Origin of the sequence: Oryzobacter terrae (genome assembly GCF_042756445.1) — a bacterium.
Classification (GTDB): Bacteria; Actinomycetota; Actinomycetes; order Actinomycetales; family Dermatophilaceae; genus Oryzobacter; species Oryzobacter terrae.
The window spans coordinates 3,722,659-3,738,579 of the sequence record NZ_CP170578.1 but is presented as its reverse complement, the minus strand read 5'-3'; the positions used below and the strand labels follow the sequence as shown (position 1 = coordinate 3,738,579).

General features: G+C 74.4%; 12 protein-coding genes. 4 read left to right on the top strand and 8 right to left on the bottom strand.

Annotated elements, in window-relative coordinates:
- Nucleotides 1–2: 2 nt before the first annotated feature.
- The 8 genes from murD to mraZ all read right to left on the bottom strand — a co-directional run bounded on the left by murD (nucleotide 3) and on the right by mraZ (nucleotide 9,949).
- Nucleotides 3–1,487 (bottom strand): UDP-N-acetylmuramoyl-L-alanine--D-glutamate ligase, encoded by a 1,485-nt coding sequence (murD, locus tag ACFWN3_RS17820; protein ID WP_377641923.1) that lies wholly within the window; start codon nucleotides 1,485–1,487, stop codon nucleotides 3–5.
- Complete coding sequence (gene mraY, locus ACFWN3_RS17815; RefSeq protein ID WP_377641921.1) at nucleotides 1,484–2,566, bottom strand: phospho-N-acetylmuramoyl-pentapeptide-transferase; 1,083 nt, start codon at nucleotides 2,564–2,566, stop codon at nucleotides 1,484–1,486. The genes murD and mraY overlap by 4 nt, the downstream gene beginning before the upstream one ends.
- Nucleotides 2,563–3,969 (bottom strand): UDP-N-acetylmuramoyl-tripeptide--D-alanyl-D-alanine ligase, encoded by a 1,407-nt coding sequence (gene murF / locus ACFWN3_RS17810; RefSeq protein WP_377641919.1) that lies wholly within the window; start codon nucleotides 3,967–3,969, stop codon nucleotides 2,563–2,565. Before murF ends, mraY begins: the two co-directional genes overlap by 4 nt.
- Complete coding sequence (locus ACFWN3_RS17805; protein WP_377641917.1) at nucleotides 3,966–5,507, bottom strand: UDP-N-acetylmuramoyl-L-alanyl-D-glutamate--2,6-diaminopimelate ligase; 1,542 nt, start codon at nucleotides 5,505–5,507, stop codon at nucleotides 3,966–3,968. Before ACFWN3_RS17805 ends, murF begins: the two co-directional genes overlap by 4 nt.
- A gap of 11 nt (nucleotides 5,508–5,518) precedes the next feature.
- Entirely contained in the window at nucleotides 5,519–7,726 is a 2,208-nt protein-coding gene (locus tag ACFWN3_RS17800) for a penicillin-binding transpeptidase domain-containing protein (RefSeq protein WP_377641916.1), read from the bottom strand.
- A 30-nt stretch (nucleotides 7,727–7,756) separates the two neighbouring features.
- Nucleotides 7,757–8,290, bottom strand: coding sequence for a hypothetical protein (locus ACFWN3_RS17795; protein ID WP_377641914.1), 534 nt, complete (start codon nucleotides 8,288–8,290; stop codon nucleotides 7,757–7,759).
- Nucleotides 8,287–9,267: a 16S rRNA (cytosine(1402)-N(4))-methyltransferase RsmH gene (gene rsmH / locus ACFWN3_RS17790; protein ID WP_377641912.1), complete on the bottom strand. Its 981-nt coding sequence runs from the start codon at nucleotides 9,265–9,267 to the stop codon at nucleotides 8,287–8,289. The genes ACFWN3_RS17795 and rsmH overlap by 4 nt, the downstream gene beginning before the upstream one ends.
- A gap of 238 nt (nucleotides 9,268–9,505) precedes the next feature.
- Nucleotides 9,506–9,949 carry a division/cell wall cluster transcriptional repressor MraZ gene (gene mraZ, locus ACFWN3_RS17785; protein ID WP_377641910.1) on the bottom strand — a complete coding sequence of 148 codons (444 nt, stop codon included), beginning with the start codon at nucleotides 9,947–9,949 and terminating at the stop codon, nucleotides 9,506–9,508.
- A 614-nt stretch (nucleotides 9,950–10,563) separates the two neighbouring features.
- On the opposite strand from mraZ, the gene ACFWN3_RS17780 reads away from it, so the two are divergent.
- From ACFWN3_RS17780 to ACFWN3_RS17765, 4 genes are read left to right on the top strand one after another with little or no spacing between them, the layout of a single operon-like run.
- Entirely contained in the window at nucleotides 10,564–11,475 is a 912-nt protein-coding gene (locus ACFWN3_RS17780; protein WP_377645646.1) for an AAA family ATPase, read from the top strand.
- A 4-nt stretch (nucleotides 11,476–11,479) separates the two neighbouring features.
- Nucleotides 11,480–12,739: a DUF58 domain-containing protein gene (locus ACFWN3_RS17775; protein ID WP_377641909.1), complete on the top strand. Its 1,260-nt coding sequence runs from the start codon at nucleotides 11,480–11,482 to the stop codon at nucleotides 12,737–12,739.
- Nucleotides 12,736–15,120, top strand: a complete 2,385-nt coding sequence (locus ACFWN3_RS17770; protein WP_377641907.1) for a transglutaminaseTgpA domain-containing protein — start codon at nucleotides 12,736–12,738, stop codon at nucleotides 15,118–15,120. The genes ACFWN3_RS17775 and ACFWN3_RS17770 overlap by 4 nt, the downstream gene beginning before the upstream one ends.
- Nucleotides 15,117–15,914: a GNAT family N-acetyltransferase gene (locus ACFWN3_RS17765; RefSeq protein ID WP_377645645.1), complete on the top strand. Its 798-nt coding sequence runs from the start codon at nucleotides 15,117–15,119 to the stop codon at nucleotides 15,912–15,914. The genes ACFWN3_RS17770 and ACFWN3_RS17765 overlap by 4 nt, the downstream gene beginning before the upstream one ends.
- The last annotated feature ends 7 nt before the right edge of the window (nucleotides 15,915–15,921 follow it).

The following is a 15,921-nucleotide window of genomic DNA, read 5'->3' as shown; positions in this document are numbered from 1 at the left end:
GGCTACTCCCCGGCGGCGAGCCGGTGGACCGCAGACACGAAGGCGTCACCGCGAGCGCCGTAGTCGGCGAACATGTCCATGGACGCCGCGGCGGGCGCGAGCAGCACGACGTCGCCCGCGTGGGCGAGCGCGAGGGCCTCCCTCACCACCTGGTCCATGGCTCCAGTGTCGGTACGGGCGACGTCGACGACCGGGACATCGGGCGCGTGTCGGGCCAGTGCCTCCGAAATGGCCGAACGGTCACGTCCGATGAGGACGACGCCGCGCAGGTGGTCGGCCGCGCCCCTGACGAGGTCGTCGACGTCGGCGCCCTTGAGCAGCCCGCCCGCGACCCACACGACGTGCTCGTAGGCGGCCAGGCTAGCCCGGGCGGCGTGGGGGTTGGTGGCCTTCGAGTCGTCGACCCAGCGCACCGCCGCGACCGTGCCGACCTCGGCGATCCGGTGCGGCTCGGGGACGAACGCGCGCAGCCCGTCGCGGACCGCGCCGGTCGGCACGCCGTGGGCCCGGGCGAGGGCCGCCGCGGCCAGCGCGTTGGCGACGAGGTGCGGTGCGGGTGCGGGCGCGTCGCCCCGCAGGTCGTCGAGGGTCGCGAGCTCGGCCGCCGAGGTGCGCCGCTCCTCGACGAAGGCCCGGTCGGCGAGGACGTCGTCGACCACTCCCAGCTGCGACAGGCCCGGGATCCCCAGGGTGAAGCCGATGGCGCGGCACCCCTCGCGGACGTCGGCGTCCTCGACGAGGCGCCGGGTCCACTCGTCCTCGACGTTGTAGACGCACGCGACCTCGGTGCCGGCGTAGACCTTGCCCTTGGCGCGGGCGTACTCCTCGAGCGAGCCGTGCCAGTCGACGTGGTCGGGCGCGATGTTGAGGCAGGCCGAGGCCCGCGGGACGATCGAGCTCGACCAGTGGAGCTGGAAGCTCGAGAGCTCGACGGCGATGACGTCGAACGGCTCGGGGTGCAGCACCGCCTCGAGGAGCGGCGTCCCGACGTTGCCGGCGCTCGTCGCGCGCAGCCCGGCGGCGCGCAGGATCGACGTCAGCATCTGCACCGTCGTCGTCTTGCCGTTGGTCCCCGTGACGGTGAGCCAGGGCGCTGCGCCCTCGCGCGTCCGCATCCGCCAGGCCAGCTCGACCTCGCCCCACACCGTCACGCCCGCGTCGGCCGCGGCGCGCAGCAAGGGCTGGTCGGGGCGCCATCCGGGCGAGGTGACGACGAGGTCCACGGGCGTCGGCGGGAGGCCGGCGACGGCCTCCTCGCCGTACGCCAGGCGGGCGCCGAGGATGTCGAGGATCCGGGCGCGCTCGGCCATGACCGAACCCTCGGCGGGCTCCCGGGCGTCGACGACGAGGACGTCGACGCCGCGCTCGAGGAGGGCGTCGGCGGCCGCGAAGCCGCTGATCCCCAGACCCGCCACGACGGCGCGCAGGCCGGGCCAGTCGGCGTCGCGGTGGGTGAGCCCCGCGAGCCGGTCGGACGGCCCGGTCATGCCGCGCCCACGACCCACTCGGCGTAGAACAGCCCGAGGCCGAGCGCGACGAAGAGGCCGGCGACGATCCAGAACCGGATGACGATCGTGACCTCCTGCCATCCGAGCAGCTCGAAGTGGTGTTGCAAGGGCGCCATGCGGAACACCCGTTTCCCGGTGGTCTTGAACGAGGCGACCTGGATGATGACCGACAGGGTGATCGTGACGAACAGGCCGCCGAGGATGACGACGAGCAGCTCGGTGCGGGTGAGGATCGCCAGCCCGGCGAGGGCCCCGCCGAGGGCGAGCGAACCGGTGTCCCCCATGAAGATCTTCGCCGGGGACGCGTTCCACCACAGGAAGCCGAAGCAGGCGCCCATCCCGGCGGCGGCGACGATCGCGAGGTCGTGGGGGTCGCGCACCTCGTAGCACTTGGTCCCCGGGTTCCACTGGCAGTTCTGGTTGAACTGCCAGATCCCGATGAGGACGTAGGCGGCGAAGACCATGACCGAGGCACCCGTGGCGAGGCCGTCGAGGCCGTCGGTGAGGTTCACCCCGTTCGAGGTGCCCGCGACGATGACGTTGGCCCAGATGACGAAGAGGACGACGCCGACGAGCGCCCCGAGGAACGCGAGGTCGAGCGGGGTGTCGCGGACGAAGGAGATGTTCGTCGAGGCCGGGGTGCGGAAGCTGCTGTTGGGGAACTGGAGGGCCAGGATCGCGAAGACGACCGCGACGAGGGTCTGCCCGGCGAGCTTCTCGCCCGAGCGCAGGCCCAGGCTGCGCTGCTTGCTGATCTTGATGAAGTCGTCGAGGAAGCCGACGAACCCCAGCCCGGTCATGAGGAACAGCACGAGCAGGCCGCTGACGGTGGGGCCCTGACCCGTGACCACGTGAGCGATGACGTAGGCCGCGAGCGAGCTGCCGACGATGACCGCGCCGCCCATCGTCGGCGTGCCGCGCTTGGTGTGGTGCGAGGTCGGGCCGTCGTCGCGGATGAACTGGCCGTAGCCCTTGCGGACGAGGAAGCGGATGTACATGGGGGTGCCGAACAGCGCGATGACGAGCGACACGACGGCCGCGATGAGGACAGCCTTCACGCCTGCTCCTCCCTCGGTCCGGCCAGTCGGTCTCCGAGCAACCGTAGTCCTGCGTCGCGGCTCGACTTGAACAGCACGACGTCACCGCGCCGCACCTCCTCGCGCAGCAGCGTTTCGGCCGCGTCGGCGTCGGCGACGACCCGGACGCGGGTCCCCGTCCCGTCGGAGGAGGTGGCGCCCTCGGCGATGGGTCGGGCCGCCTCACCGACGACGACGAGCTCGTCGACGCCACGCGCGCGCACCTCCTCGCCGACCTCGCGGTGGAGCGCGTCGGACTCCTCGCCGAGCTCGAGCATCGTCCCGAGGACGGCCCAGGTGCGGCGGCCCTCCCCCATCCGCTCGAGGGCGGTCAGGGCCGCGCGCATCGAGTCGGGGTTGGCGTTGTAGGCGTCGTTGACGATGGTGACGCCGTCGGCGCGCTCGGTGACCTCCATCCGCCACCGGCTGGCCGGCCTCGCGGACTCCAGTGCGGTGCAGGCGTCCTCGAACGACAGGCCCAGCTCGGTGGCGGCCGCGAGGACCGCGAGGGCGTTGCCCACGTGGTGGCGGCCGACGAGCCCGAGGGTCAGCGTCCGGGTGCCCTGGGGCGCGACGACCGTGACGGTGGGTCGTCCTCCGGCGTCGAGGGAGACGTCGGTGGCCCGGACGTCGGCGTCGGCGGCCTCGCCGACGAGGACGACCCGGGCGTCGGTGACGGCGGCCATCGCGCGCACGGCGTCGTCGTCGGCGTTGAGGACCGCGACACCGTCGGCGGGAAGCGCCTGCACGAGCTCGCTCTTGGCGGTGGCGATCGCGGCCCGCGAGCCGAACTCACCGACGTGGGCGGTCCCGACGTTGAGGACGACGCCGACCCGCGGTGGGGCGATCCGGGTCAGGTAGGCGACGTGGCCGATGCCGCGCGCGCCCATCTCGACGACGAGGAAGCGGGTACCCGGCTCGACCCGGCACACGGTCAGGGGCACGCCGACCTCGGAGTTGTAGGAGCCGACGGGGGCGACGGTGGGCCCGGCGGTCGCGAGGACCGCGCCGAGGAGGTCCTTGGTGCTCGTCTTGCCCGAGGAGCCGGTGATGCCGACGACCCCGAGGCCGGGAACCCGGTCGACGACGGCCCGGGCCAGGGCCGCGAAGGCGCTCTGGGTGTCGGCGACGACGACGCACGCGGTGCCGGGGACGGGTCGGGTCGTCAGGGCCGCGACGGCACCCCGCGCTACCGCGCCGTCGACGAAGTCGTGGCCGTCGGCGTGCTCACCCACGCGGGCGACGTAGAGCCCGCCGGGGCCGGCCTCCCGGGAGTCGGTGACGACGGGTCCGTCGACGACGACCGACGCGGGGTCGATGCCGTCGGGGGCCTCGACGCGCCCGTCGGTGATCGAGGCGATCTCGGTGAGCGACAGCGGGATCACGCGCCGCCCTCCCCCGCCGCCAGCAGGCGCAGCGCCTCGGCGACCTCCTCGCGGTCGTCGAAGTGGTGGACCACGCCGGCGACCTCCTGGCCGGTCTCGTGGCCCTTGCCGACGACGGCCACGGTGGCGGCGGCACCCTCGCCCCACACGGCTCGCAGCGCCTCGCGGATGGCGGTCCGACGGTCGCCCACCTCGAGGACCGTCACCTCGTGGTCCGGGTCGCCGGCCGACCCGACGCCCTCGAGGATCGCGGCGCGGATGGCCGCGGGGTCCTCGGACCGGGGGTTGTCGTCGGTGACGACGACGAGGTCGGCGACGGAGGCGGCGGCGACGCCCATCGCGTGGCGCTTGTCGCGGTCGCGGTCCCCACCGGCGCCGGTGACGCAGACGAGGGTGCCCGGGGTGGTGGGTCGCAGGGCGCGCAGCGCGGCCCGGATCGCGTCGGGGGTGTGGGCGTAGTCGACGACGGTGCGCGGGGCCGCGACGTCCTCGTCGGGGGCCACCGCCTCCATCCGGCCGGGCACGTGCGGGTCGGACAGCACCGCGCGGCCGACGGCGTCGACGTCCTCGCCCAGGAGGACGAGCGAGGCCGCGGCCATCGCGGTGTTCGTGACGTTGAAGTCGCCCGGGAGGCTCGACCTCAGGTGGAGGTCGACCCCGTCGGCGGTGAGCCGGAAAGCGGCCGGGTCGTCGGGGTCGACGGCCACCTGCCAGTCGGTGTCGTCGGTCGAGCCGATCGTCGCCACCGGGACCCCGGCCTCGTGCGTGAGCCGTCGGCCCCACTCGTCGTCGGTGCACACCAGGCCCCGGCGGGAGCGCCGGGGGGTGAACAGGGAGGCCTTGGCGGCGAAGTAGTCGTCCATGCCGTCGTGGAAGTCGAGGTGGTCCTGGGAGAGGTTGGTGAACAAGGCGACGTCGTAGACGACGCCGTCGACGCGGTGCTGGGCCAGGGCGTGGCTCGAGACCTCCATGACGCAGGTGTCGAGACCGCGCTCGACCATGACGGCGAGCAGGGCGTGGAGGTCGGGCGCCTCGGGGGTGGTCCGCACGCTGTCGACCCGCTCGTCGCCGATCCGGGTCTCGACGGTGCCGATGAGCCCGGCGCTGCGGCCGAGCGCGGCCAGGGCCGAGTGGACGAGGTAGGCGGTCGTCGTCTTGCCGTTGGTGCCGGTGACGCCGACGAGGCGCAACGCCAGCTCCTCGGTGCGGTAGACCCGCGCGGCGACGGCCCCGAGGACGGCCCGGGGGCTCTCGACGACGACGACGGGCAGCTCGAGGTGCGTCTGCGCGACCCGCGCGGCCCCGGCCGCGTCGGTGAGGACGCCGACCGCGCCGGCGCGCACGACGTCGTCGACGAAGTCGGCTCCGTGGGCGCGAGCCCCCGGCAGGGCGGCGTAGAGGTCGCCCGGCAGGACCGCGCGCGAGTCGAGCGTCACCCCCGTGACGTAGGCCTCGAGGACGGGCACGCTCGCCCCGACGAGCACCGCGAGCTCACTGACCGAGGTGCGGTGGGGCTGCGACGGTCGGGGGGATGGCACGTCGACCGACCCTACCGTGGGACGCGCTTGGTGCCGTTGCGCAGGAGGGTGGGGTCGGCCAGCGCCACCTTCGGGTCGACCTTGAGGGTGACGGGTGTCGCCTTCTTGCCGGTCGGCGGGATCTTCAGCTCCTGGAGGGCGTACGTCGTCACGTCCTTGAACACCGGGCCCGAGACGTAGCCACCGAAGAAGGGGTACGTCGGCTTCTGGATGATGACGGCGACGACGATCTCGGGGTCGTCGGCGGGGGCGTAGCCGATGAAGCTCGCCGTGTGCCCGCTGTACTTGCCGACCCGTGAGTCGTAGTAGTCGGCGGTGCCCGTCTTGCCGGCGATGCGGTAGCCGGCGATCTGGGCCTCCTCGGCCGTGCCCTCGTCGCTGACGACGCCCTCGAGCATCCGGCTGACGTCGGCGGCCGTCGTGTGCGAGACGACCCGGGTCTGCGTCGACGGCGGCATGGGGGTCACGGTGCCGTCGGCCTCCACGACGCTGTCGACGAGCCGGGGCGAGACCCGCACCCCGTCGTTGGCGATCGTCTGGAAGACCGAGGCCGCCTGGATCGCGGTGACCGAGACGCCCTGGCCGAACGCGACGGTGGCCCGCTGCGACCCGCTCCAGTCCTTGCTCTTGGCGAGCAGGCCGCGCGACTCGCCCGGGTACCCGGTGCCCGAGAGCGAGCCGAGGCCGAACTTGCGGAAGTAGGACTCGAGGGTCTTCGGCTTGAGGGTCTCGCTGACGAGGATGGTCCCGATGTTGCTCGACTCGGCGAGCGTGCCGGCGACGGTCCGGTAGAGCGTCGCGTGCTCGTGGCTGTCCTTGAAGTTGTAGTCGTAGCGCGGCAGGCGGTTGGGGATGACGACCGGGGTCGACGGCGTCACGGTCTTCTCCTCGAGGGCCGCGGCGATCGTCATGACCTTCGAGGTCGAGCCCGGCTCGAAGACGTCGGAGAAGGCGTAGTTGCCGAGCTTGGCGCCCTTCTTGCCGACGTCGGTGTCGGGGTCGAAGGTGGGGTAGGACGCGACGCTGAGCAGGTCGCCGGTCTTCGCGCTCATGATGACGACGGTGCCCGAGGTCGCCTTCGTCTCCTTGATCCGCTGGGCCAGGGAGTTCTGGGCGTACCACTGCAGGCTGCTGTTGACCGTCAGCCGCACGTCGTTGCCGTCGATGGCCGGGGTGGTCGAGCTCGCGGCCGCCGGGATGATGGTGCCGTCGCGGCCCTGCTCGAACGTCTGCCGGCCCGGGGTGCCCTGGAGGCGCGCGTCCTCCATGACCTCCACGCCGCCGCCGGGCTCGCCGTCGGCGGTGACGTAGCCGACGAGGGCGGCCGCGGTCGTGCCCTGCGGGTAGGTGCGCTCGGAGCGGGTCTCGCGGCGGTCGCGGTAGATGCCCGGGACCCCGAGGTCGGCGATCTTGTTCCACGTCACCGGGGTGACGTCCTTGCTGAGGACGCGGTAGCGGCTCGTGCCGCTCAGCTGCGGGACGAGCTCGGAGACGGTGGTGTCGAGCAGCGGGGCGAGCTCGGTGGCGGCGGCCTGCACGGCGGCGGCCGACGAGGCCGAGTCGCACGTCGGCCTGCTCGTGCGGTAGGTGCACACGGCGGTCTGGTCGGCGACGACGACCTCGCGCACGACGCTCGAGGCGAGCACGGTGCCGTCGGCCGCGAGGATCTGGCCGCGCATCGCGGGGATGATCTGGGCCGCCTCGCGCTTGAGCTGGGCCTCCTCGGCGACGGCGTGCGCGTCGAAGCCCTGGATCCGGACGAGCTGGGCGCCGAAGACGCTGAGGACGAACAGCGTCGCGACGGTGAGGAAGCGCATCCTGCGGCGCGGGTTGCCCGCCGGTCCGCCCGAGCGCCTCGCGACGGGACGGCGCCCCTTCCCTCCGCCACCGCCGGACGAGCCGCGGCGGGGGGTGGCGGCGTTGCGGCGGCTCGCCGGGGCCGGACGGCGTCCGGGGGCTGCCGGTCGGGCCGGTCGCGCCGCCCGCGGGGTGGCGGCTCGCGGCGCCGCGGGTCGCTGGGTCGCGCCGCGTCCCGTCGCCTTCTGCTCGGTCCCGGGCTTGCGCCCCGTCGCCGCACCCGAGGCGCGCTGGGCCCCGGCCGAGCGGGACGACGCCGGCGTCGCCGCGGGCCGGGTGCCCTGGCGCGCCGCCGGGCGGCCGGACGCGGACGGCGCCGGGCGGGCGCGCCCTCCGGGCGTCGGGGTCCTGCGCTGCGTCACGGGTTCTCTTCCGGGGTCGAGGGTGAGGACTCAGTTGGCGGGGGTGGTCGCCGCGGACGGCGTGGTCGCCGGGACCGACGAGGCGGGTCCGGGTGTCGTCGCGGGCGTCGTGGGCTCGGTCTTGGTCGGGGTCCTGGTCTCGGTGACCACGCTAAATCGCTCGTTGGCCTTGGCCTTCTTCGCCACGCCGAGGACCTTGCCGTCGGAGAGCCGGAGGAAGGCGGGGGTCTCGGCGGGCACCATCCCGAGCTCGCGGGCCCGCTGGGCGAGCGGGCCGGGGCCGGAGACCCCGTCGATCTGGTGGCGCAGGGCGTCCTGGGCGTCGGCGAGCTCGTCGGAGCGGTGCTGCAGGTCGCGCATCGTGTACGAGCCCTGGGCCATCGCCGTGTTGAGGAGCAGGACGCCGACGAAGCCCCCGAGGAGGAGGAGCACGCACAGGCCGAGGAAGAGGCCGTTGCCCGCGGTGTCGGGAGCGGTGACGACCTTGAGCTGGCGCGGGGTCGGGGTCGTGGCCCGGCGCGCCGTGGGGCGTGGGGCGGTCCGGACCGGGGCGAGCTGGCTCATGCGGGGGCTCCGTTCGGGGGCGAGAGACGTTCGGCGGCGCGCAGCCGCGCGGAGGCGGAGCGGGGGTTGTCGACCTGCTCCTGCGGGTCGGGGACCTCCGCGCCGCGGGTGAGCAGGCGGAGGTAGGCGGCGTGCTCGGGGAGCTCGACCGGCATGCCGACCGGCGTGCGGCTGTGCGCCCCCGCGGCGAGGGCCTGCTTGGTGATCCGGTCCTCGAGGGAGTGGTAGGACAGGACCGCGATCCGCCCGCCCGGCGCGAGGACCCCGATGGCCGAGGTGATGGCGCGCTCCCACACCTCGAGCTCGGCGTTGACCTCGATGCGCAGGGCCTGGAAGGTGCGCTTGGCCGGGTGGCCCCCGGACCGCTGCGACGCCGCCGGGATGGCCGAGCGCAGGAGGTCGACGAGCCGGGCGGAGGTCGTGAACGGCTCCTTCTCGCGCTCGCGCAGCACCGCCGAGGCGATCCGGCCGGCGAAGCGCTCCTCGCCGTAGGTCTTGAGCACCCGGGCGAGGTCGCCGTGCGAGTAGGTGTTGAGGACGTCGGCCGCGGTGATGCCCTGCGACTGGTCCATCCGCATGTCGAGGGGCGCGTCGTGGCGGTAGGCGAAGCCGCGGTCGGGCTCGTCGATCTGGAGCGAGGAGACGCCGAGGTCGAACAGGATGCCGCGCGCCGTGCCCTCGGCGTGGGCCGCGAGGACCGCGGCGATGTCGTCGTACACGGCGTGGACGGCGACGAACCGGCCGCCGAACGACCCGAGCCGCTCCCCCGCCAGGGCGAGCGCCTCCTCGTCGCGGTCCAGGCCGATGACCCGCGCCCGCGGGCAGCGCTCGAGGACCGCCTGGGCGTGGCCGCCCATTCCCAGGGTGCCGTCGACGAACACCGCGCCGTCGTCCTGGAGCGCGGGCTCGAGGAGGTCGACGATCCGCTCGCGCATGACCGGGACGTGGCGGTCGGCGGCGTCTCCTCGGGTGCTCACGGTCGTCCTCCTCTCTGGCTCTCGGTGGCGGGGCGGGCGGTGGTGCGGGGGGGGTTCGGGGTTTCGGTGGGTCCGGGTGCGGCTCGACCCGGCGGCTGGTCCCCATCCGATCCGTGCCCGCCGCGGGGGAAGTCGCGTCGGGTTCGGGTCGGCTGGAGGCCGGCGGTCGGGTCGGTCGTGGTGTCGGACGGTGTGGTGTCGCTCGGCGGCGAGGGACGTGGAGGGGGGCGGGTCCGGCTCACAGGCCGGGGACCACCTCCTCGGTGTCGACCGAGTACGCGGAGTAGGCGGGCATGACGTCGGCGAGGTAGGAGTCCCAGGCGGCGGTGTCCCAGACCTCGACGCGGTTGCCGTTGCCGATGACCGTGCACTCCTTGTCCAGGCCGGCGTACGTGCGCAGGGGGGCGGGGATGGTGACCCGGCCCTGCTTGTCGGGCGTCTCGGGGTGAGCGCTGGCGCGGAAGACGCGCACGAAGTCGCGGACCTGGCGCGAGCTCCCCGGGGCGGACTGCATGAGGCCCGAGATCCGGTGGAACTCCGCGGTGGGGAAGACGTAGAGGCAGCCCTCCTGCCCCGTGGTGACGACGAGCCCGTCGGCGAGGGCGCCGCGGAAGCGGGCGGGGAGGAAGAGGCGGCCCTTGTCGTCGAGTCGAGGGGTGTGCGTACCGAGGAACTCGTCCACGGGAGCCACCTCCTCGCCTGTCTCGACCCAGCCGGATGCACCGGTTTCCTCCACTTTACTCCACGTTGACCCTCTCTGTCCCCGATATCGGGGGCCAAACGGCTGATTCTTCGGAGTTCATGCTGGTCACAGCGGTGGTGTGAAGTGGAGGATGAATGCTCGGCATTGATGGTGCGGCAGGCCGGCGGCGCGGGCTCGGGTCGCCCCCGGAGGGTCGTGTGCCCCTCCGGTCGGGTGGCCGTGGGGCGCGTGAGCCACCGGTGGGACGCGGTGGGGGCGGGCGTGGGGCGCAGTGGGGGCTGGGGTGGAGCGAGGTGGCGGCCCGGGTGGAGCGAGGTGGGGAACGGGCGGTGCGGCGACGCGTGACCGAACCGTCACCACACGTCCTTCGTCGCCGTCTTCCACCCGACCGGGTTCGTGGCGCAAGATCATGGGGCACCCGAAACGCTCCTCGCGCGTTCGGCCGGGTACACGTGACGAAGGGACACCCCACAGTGAGCGACCTCGAGAACGACCGCCGGACCGGGAGCGAGACCGACGGCGGTCGCCCTCCCCTCGACCCCACGGCCCGCGGGGCCTCCCTCGACCAGGTGCTCCAGGTCTCGAGCTCGCTCATGGGCGCGATGAACTCGGTCATCGAGGGCAAGGAGAAGGTCGTCCGCACGGCCGTCACCGTGCTGCTCGCCGAGGGTCACCTCCTCGTCGAGGACGTCCCCGGCGTCGGCAAGACGCTGCTGGCCAAGGCGCTGGCGCGCTCCATCGACTGCTCGGTGCGCCGCGTGCAGTTCACCCCCGACCTGCTGCCGAGCGACATCACGGGCGTCTCGGTGTTCAACCAGGACGTGCGCGACTTCGAGTTCCGGCCCGGCGCGATCTTCGCCAACGTCGTCGTCGGCGACGAGATCAACCGTGCCTCGCCGAAGACGCAGTCGGCGCTGCTCGAGTCGATGGAGGAGGCCCAGGTCACCGTCGACGGCACGACGTACACGCTGCCCAAGCCCTTCATCGTCATGGCGACGCAGAACCCCATCGAGATGGAGGGCACCTACCCGCTGCCCGAGGCCCAGCGCGACCGCTTCATGGCGCGGATCTCGATGGGCTACCCGTCGGCGCGCTCCGAGCTCGAGATGCTCGAGGTGCACGGGGGCGCGTCCCCCCTCGACGCCCTCAGGCCGGTCACCGACGCCGTCGCCGTCTCGCAGATGGTCGACGCCGTCCGCCAGGTGCACGCCTCCCCCGCGGTGCGCCAGTACATCGTCGACCTCACGACGGCGACCCGGTCGAGCTCGGCGCTGCGCCTCGGCGCGTCGCCGCGGGCGAGCCTGCACCTGCTGCGCGCCTCGCGGGCGCACGCCGCCCTCGCCGGACGCGACCACGTCCTGCCCGACGACGTCCAGCAGGTGGCCGTCCCGGTCCTCGCCCACCGCCTCATCCCCACCGGGGAGACCCAGATGGCGCGGCGCTCGACGACCGACGTCGTCACCGACCTGCTCCAGCGCGTCCGGGTCCCGGCTCCCACCCGCTGAGCCCGTGCGCCAGCTCCGACGCTCCCTCACGACCCGCGGCGCGGCCTTCGCCGGCTGCGGGCTCGTCCTCGTCGCGTCCGGGATCCTCCTCGGGCAGCGCGACGTCACCCGGATCGGGGTGCTGCTGCTCGCCCTCGTCGCCATCTCGCTCGTCCTCGTCCGGCGGCACGGGCTGCGCCTGGAGGTGCGCCGCACGGCGGCCCCGTCGCGCGTGGCCATCGACGAGCGGGCCGTCGTCTCGGTGACGGTGCGCAACGTCGAGTCCTCGACCTCTCCCGTCGTCATGGCCGAGGAGTCGATCGACTACGCGCTCGGCGACCGGCCGCGCTTCGTCATCCCGGCGCTGCGGCCCGGGACCTCGCAGGACGTGCAGTACACCGTCCGGTCGCACACCCGGGGGGTCCACCGGATCGGGCCCCTCGCGGTGCGGGTGCGCGACCCGTTCGGCCTGACGATGCGCTCGGCCGCCGTCGGTGGGCGCGCCGAGGTCGTCGTCCTCCCCCGCGTCGTCGCGCTGCCGGTGGGGCGCTCGCTCGGCAGCGGCATCGGGTCGGAGGGGACCATCCCGCACATGGTGGCGCTCCACGGCGAGGACGACCAGACGATCCGCGAGTACCGCGACGGCGACGACCTCCGGCGGATCCACTGGCCGGCGTCGGCCCGCACCGGCGAGCTCATGGTGCGCCAGGAGGACCGGCCGGCCAAGCGGCGGGCCGTCGTCCTCCTCGACAGCCGGGCCGGCGGGCACGCGGGGTCCGGGCGGAGCAGCTCGCTCGAGTGGTGCGTCACGACCGCGGCCTCGGTCACGGCGCACGTCCAGCGCGCCGGCTACGCCCTCCACCTCCTCACGAGCGACCCGGGTTCCGACACCGGCGCCCACCACGACGACTCCCTCGAGGGCGGCCTCGACACCCTCGCACGGGTCACCACCGGCCCCGACGACGGGCTGCGCGCGGTCCTCCACGCCGCGAGTGCCGTCACCTCGCAGGGCGGGCTCGTCGTGTTCGTCGGCGGCCCGCTCAGCGACGACGACGCCCGCGCCCTCGCCGCCCTGCGCCAGCCCGGGTCCGCCGGTGTCGCCACCGTCGTCGACCCCACCTCCTTCGGTGGCAGCCGCGGCCGGTCGGCCGACGACAGCCGCGCCGAGACGACCGCCGAGGTCCTGCGGGCGTCGGGGTGGACCGTCACCGTCGTCGACTCGCGCACGACCCCGGCGGCCGCCTGGTCGGCGGTCATCGGCGCGCAGACGGTGGGTGTCCGGTGAACCGCGCCCGCCCGGTCGAGGCCCTCCTCGCGGCCCTCGCGACGATCGCGGTGGCCCTGCCGCTCACCACCCTGTTCAGCCCCACCGCGCTGTGGTTCCGCCCGAGCCTGCTCCTCGTGATGCTCGTCGCCCTCGGCGGGATGGGCGCCCGGCTCGTCACGTCCTCGCGCGTCGGCGTCGTGGCGATCCAGGCCCTGCTCCTCCTCCAGGGCGCGGCGATGCTCCACGGCCAGGGCCACCTGTGGAAGAACGTCGTCCCGGTGCCCGACACCGGCGCCGCCCTCGGGGTCCTGCTGACCCAGGCGTACGAGACGGTGACGAACTACACCGCACCCGCGCCGGCCAACCGCGGCACGATCCTCGCCGTCAGCCTGCTCCTCGGGCTCACCGCCGTCGCGGTCGACGCCTGCGCCGTCACCTTCCGCAGCCCGGCCGTCGCGGGCATCCCGCTCCTCGCGGCGTTCCTGTCGTCGGCGACGAACTCCGGCGAGGGGCTGGGCGCCCTGTGGGCCATCCCGCCGGCGCTCGTGTGGCTCGCCCTCGTCGGCCGCCAGGGCGTGCGTGCCATGCGGGCCTGGGGCACCGCCGCGACGCGCGACTCCCGCGGCCCCTTCGCCGACCCCACGACGGTGTTCTCGACGACGGGGCGGGTCGTCGGGGTGACCGCCCTGGCCGTCGCCGTGGTCCTGCCCGGCCTCGTCCCCCACCTGCCGACGACCTTCCTCGCCGACGGCCTCGGGCAGAGCTCGAACGCCCGCGGGGGCGGCGGTGGCGCGGTCCGCCTGTCGACGAGCGTCGACATCGCGCGCGACCTCGGCAGCCAGTCGACCGACCCGGTGCTGCGCTACGTCACGACCGCCGAGGACCCGCAGCCGCTGCGCGTCGGCATCCTCGACACCTACCGCCGCGGCTCGTGGGGCGCCCGCTCCGACTTCACCTTCGTCCCGCAGGACGGTCGGATCCCCGACCCGACCGCCGGCCCCTCGGTCCCGCGCAAGGTCGAACGGATCACGGTGACGCAGAACAACATCGGCGTCCCGCAGGTCGCCCTGCCCGAGAACTCCACCGGCAGCCCGTTCCCCGACGGCTCCTGGAACATCAGCGTCGAAGGGCTGGTCCAGCTGACCCGGCCGGTGGCCGAGTACAGCGCCGAGTACGTCGTGCTCGACCCGGAGGCCACCCAGTTCGGCGGCGCCGACCAGTCCGACGTCGACGGCCGCGACCTCGTCCTCGAGCCGCGCTCGGAGGAGGCCGTCCGCTCCCTGCTCGACGAGATCACCGACTCGGGCGACACCCCGCTCGAGGTCGCCCGCGCCATCCAGGCGCACCTGCGCGGCAACGAGTACACCTACTCGCTCGAGCTCGCCGAGGACACCGGCGACAGCACCCTGCCCGAGGAGCCGCTCGCCCGCTTCCTCGAGACCAAGCGCGGCTACTGCGTCCAGTTCGCCTCGGCGATGATCATGCTCGCGAGGGCGGCGGGGATCCCGGCCCGGATGGCGGTGGGCTTCCTCCCGGGCACCGCCGACGGCGACGAGCGGGTCGTGCGCGTCAGCGACGCGCACGCGTGGCCGGAGCTGAAGTTCCCCCAGCTCGGGTGGGTCCGCTTCGAGCCGACCCCGGGCAGCCGCAGCGGCGTCGCCCCCGACTACAGCCTCGTGCCGACCGACACCGGGTCCAGCGGGTCGCCGTCGGCCTCCGCGACGACCCCGTCGTCCTCGGCCGCCCCGTCGGCCGGGCCGACGCGCGACCTCAACGACGGCCTCACCGACACCACGACCGACACCGGCGGGGCGGCGGGCAGCGTCGTGCGCTTCACCTCCGACCACCTCACCTCGATCGGCGTCGGCCTCCTCGTCGTCCTGGCGGCGTGCGTCGTCCCGCTCGGGGCGTGGCTGTCGCGCCGCCGGTCGCGCGGCGACGCCCGCGACGACGCCGAACGGGTCGAGGCCGAGTGGCAGTCGCTCCTCCTGCGCCTTCAGGACATCGGCTACGTCGCCCCCGACGGCTCGACCCCGCGCCAGGCGTCGCGCCAGCTCGGCAAGGCGGCCTACCTGACCCAGGACGAGACCGACGCCCTCGGCCGGGTCGTCACGACGCTCGAGAACGCGCGCTACGCCCGGCCGGGCAGCGCCCTCGACGACGTCGGGCCCGACGCGAGCACGGTCTGGCGCGGAGCCCTGTCGAGGCGGCGGCGCCTCGACCGGGTCCGGGCGCTGCTCCTCCCGGAGGAGGGGCGGCGCCACTGGAGGTCGGCGTTCTCCGGCCTCGGGCGCCTCGTGCCGCGACGCCGCACGGGTGGCGGCGACGGCACCACGGGTGGTGGCGCCACGGGCGGCGGCGCCACGGGTGGCGGCTCCTCGCCGGACGGCACGCCCTGAGCCCCTCGCCCGCGGCCGACCCCTTCCTCGAGGCGTACGACGCGCAGCTGCGCTCGGACGCCGAGACCCCGAGCGCCCGGTCGGTGACCCGCCTCGGCCCGCTGCGGCTCGTGACGTTCGCCGGCGGACGGGGCTTCGTCACCTACCGCGACCTCGGCGGCGTCGGCGCGGCGGACGTCGGCGACCTCGTCGGGGCCGCCCTCGACCACTACCGCGCCGACCCGGAGGTCACCCGCGTGGAGTGGAAGACCCGCGGCCACGACCACGCCCCCGGGCTGGCCGAGGCCCTCGTCGCGCACGGGTTCACCGCCGAGGAGACCGAGTCGGTCGTCATCGGCGAGGCCACGGTGGTGGCCACCGACCGGCGCCCGCCCGAGGGGGTCTCGCTGCGGACGGTCACGGCGGAGGCCGACGTGCGCGCGATGTCGGCGCTGGCGGACCGCGTCTTCGGTGACCCGGTCTCCGACGAGATGGCCGACGCGCTCCTGCGCCGCCTCGCCCGGCGCGACGGGATGGAGCTGTGGGTCGCGGAGACCGGCGGCGAGATGGTCGGGGCCGGGCGGCTCGAGCCGGTCGAGGGCACCGAATTCGCCGGCGTCTGGGGTGGCGTCGTCCTCGAGTCGTGGCGAGGGCGCGGGATCTACCTCGCCCTCACCGCGGTGCGGGCGCACTCGGCGCTGCGGGCCGGCAAGCGGCTGCTGCACAGCGACTCCACCGAGTACTCACGACCCATCCTGGAACGAGCGGGCATGCGCACGGTGTCGACGACGACGCCCTACCGCTGGACCCGCTGAGGCGGAG

Bases quoted from the DNA above. Each gene is read 5' to 3' on its own strand.
- murD (WP_377641923.1), bottom strand. From the start codon at position 1,487: ATGACCGGGCCGTCCGACCGGCTCGCGGGGCTCACCCACCGCGACGCC.
- ACFWN3_RS17795 (WP_377641914.1), bottom strand. From the start codon at position 8,290: ATGAGCCAGCTCGCCCCGGTCCGGACCGCCCCACGCCCCACGGCGCGC.
- ACFWN3_RS17780 (WP_377645646.1), top strand. From the start codon at position 10,564: ATGGGCGCGATGAACTCGGTCATCGAGGGCAAGGAGAAGGTCGTCCGC.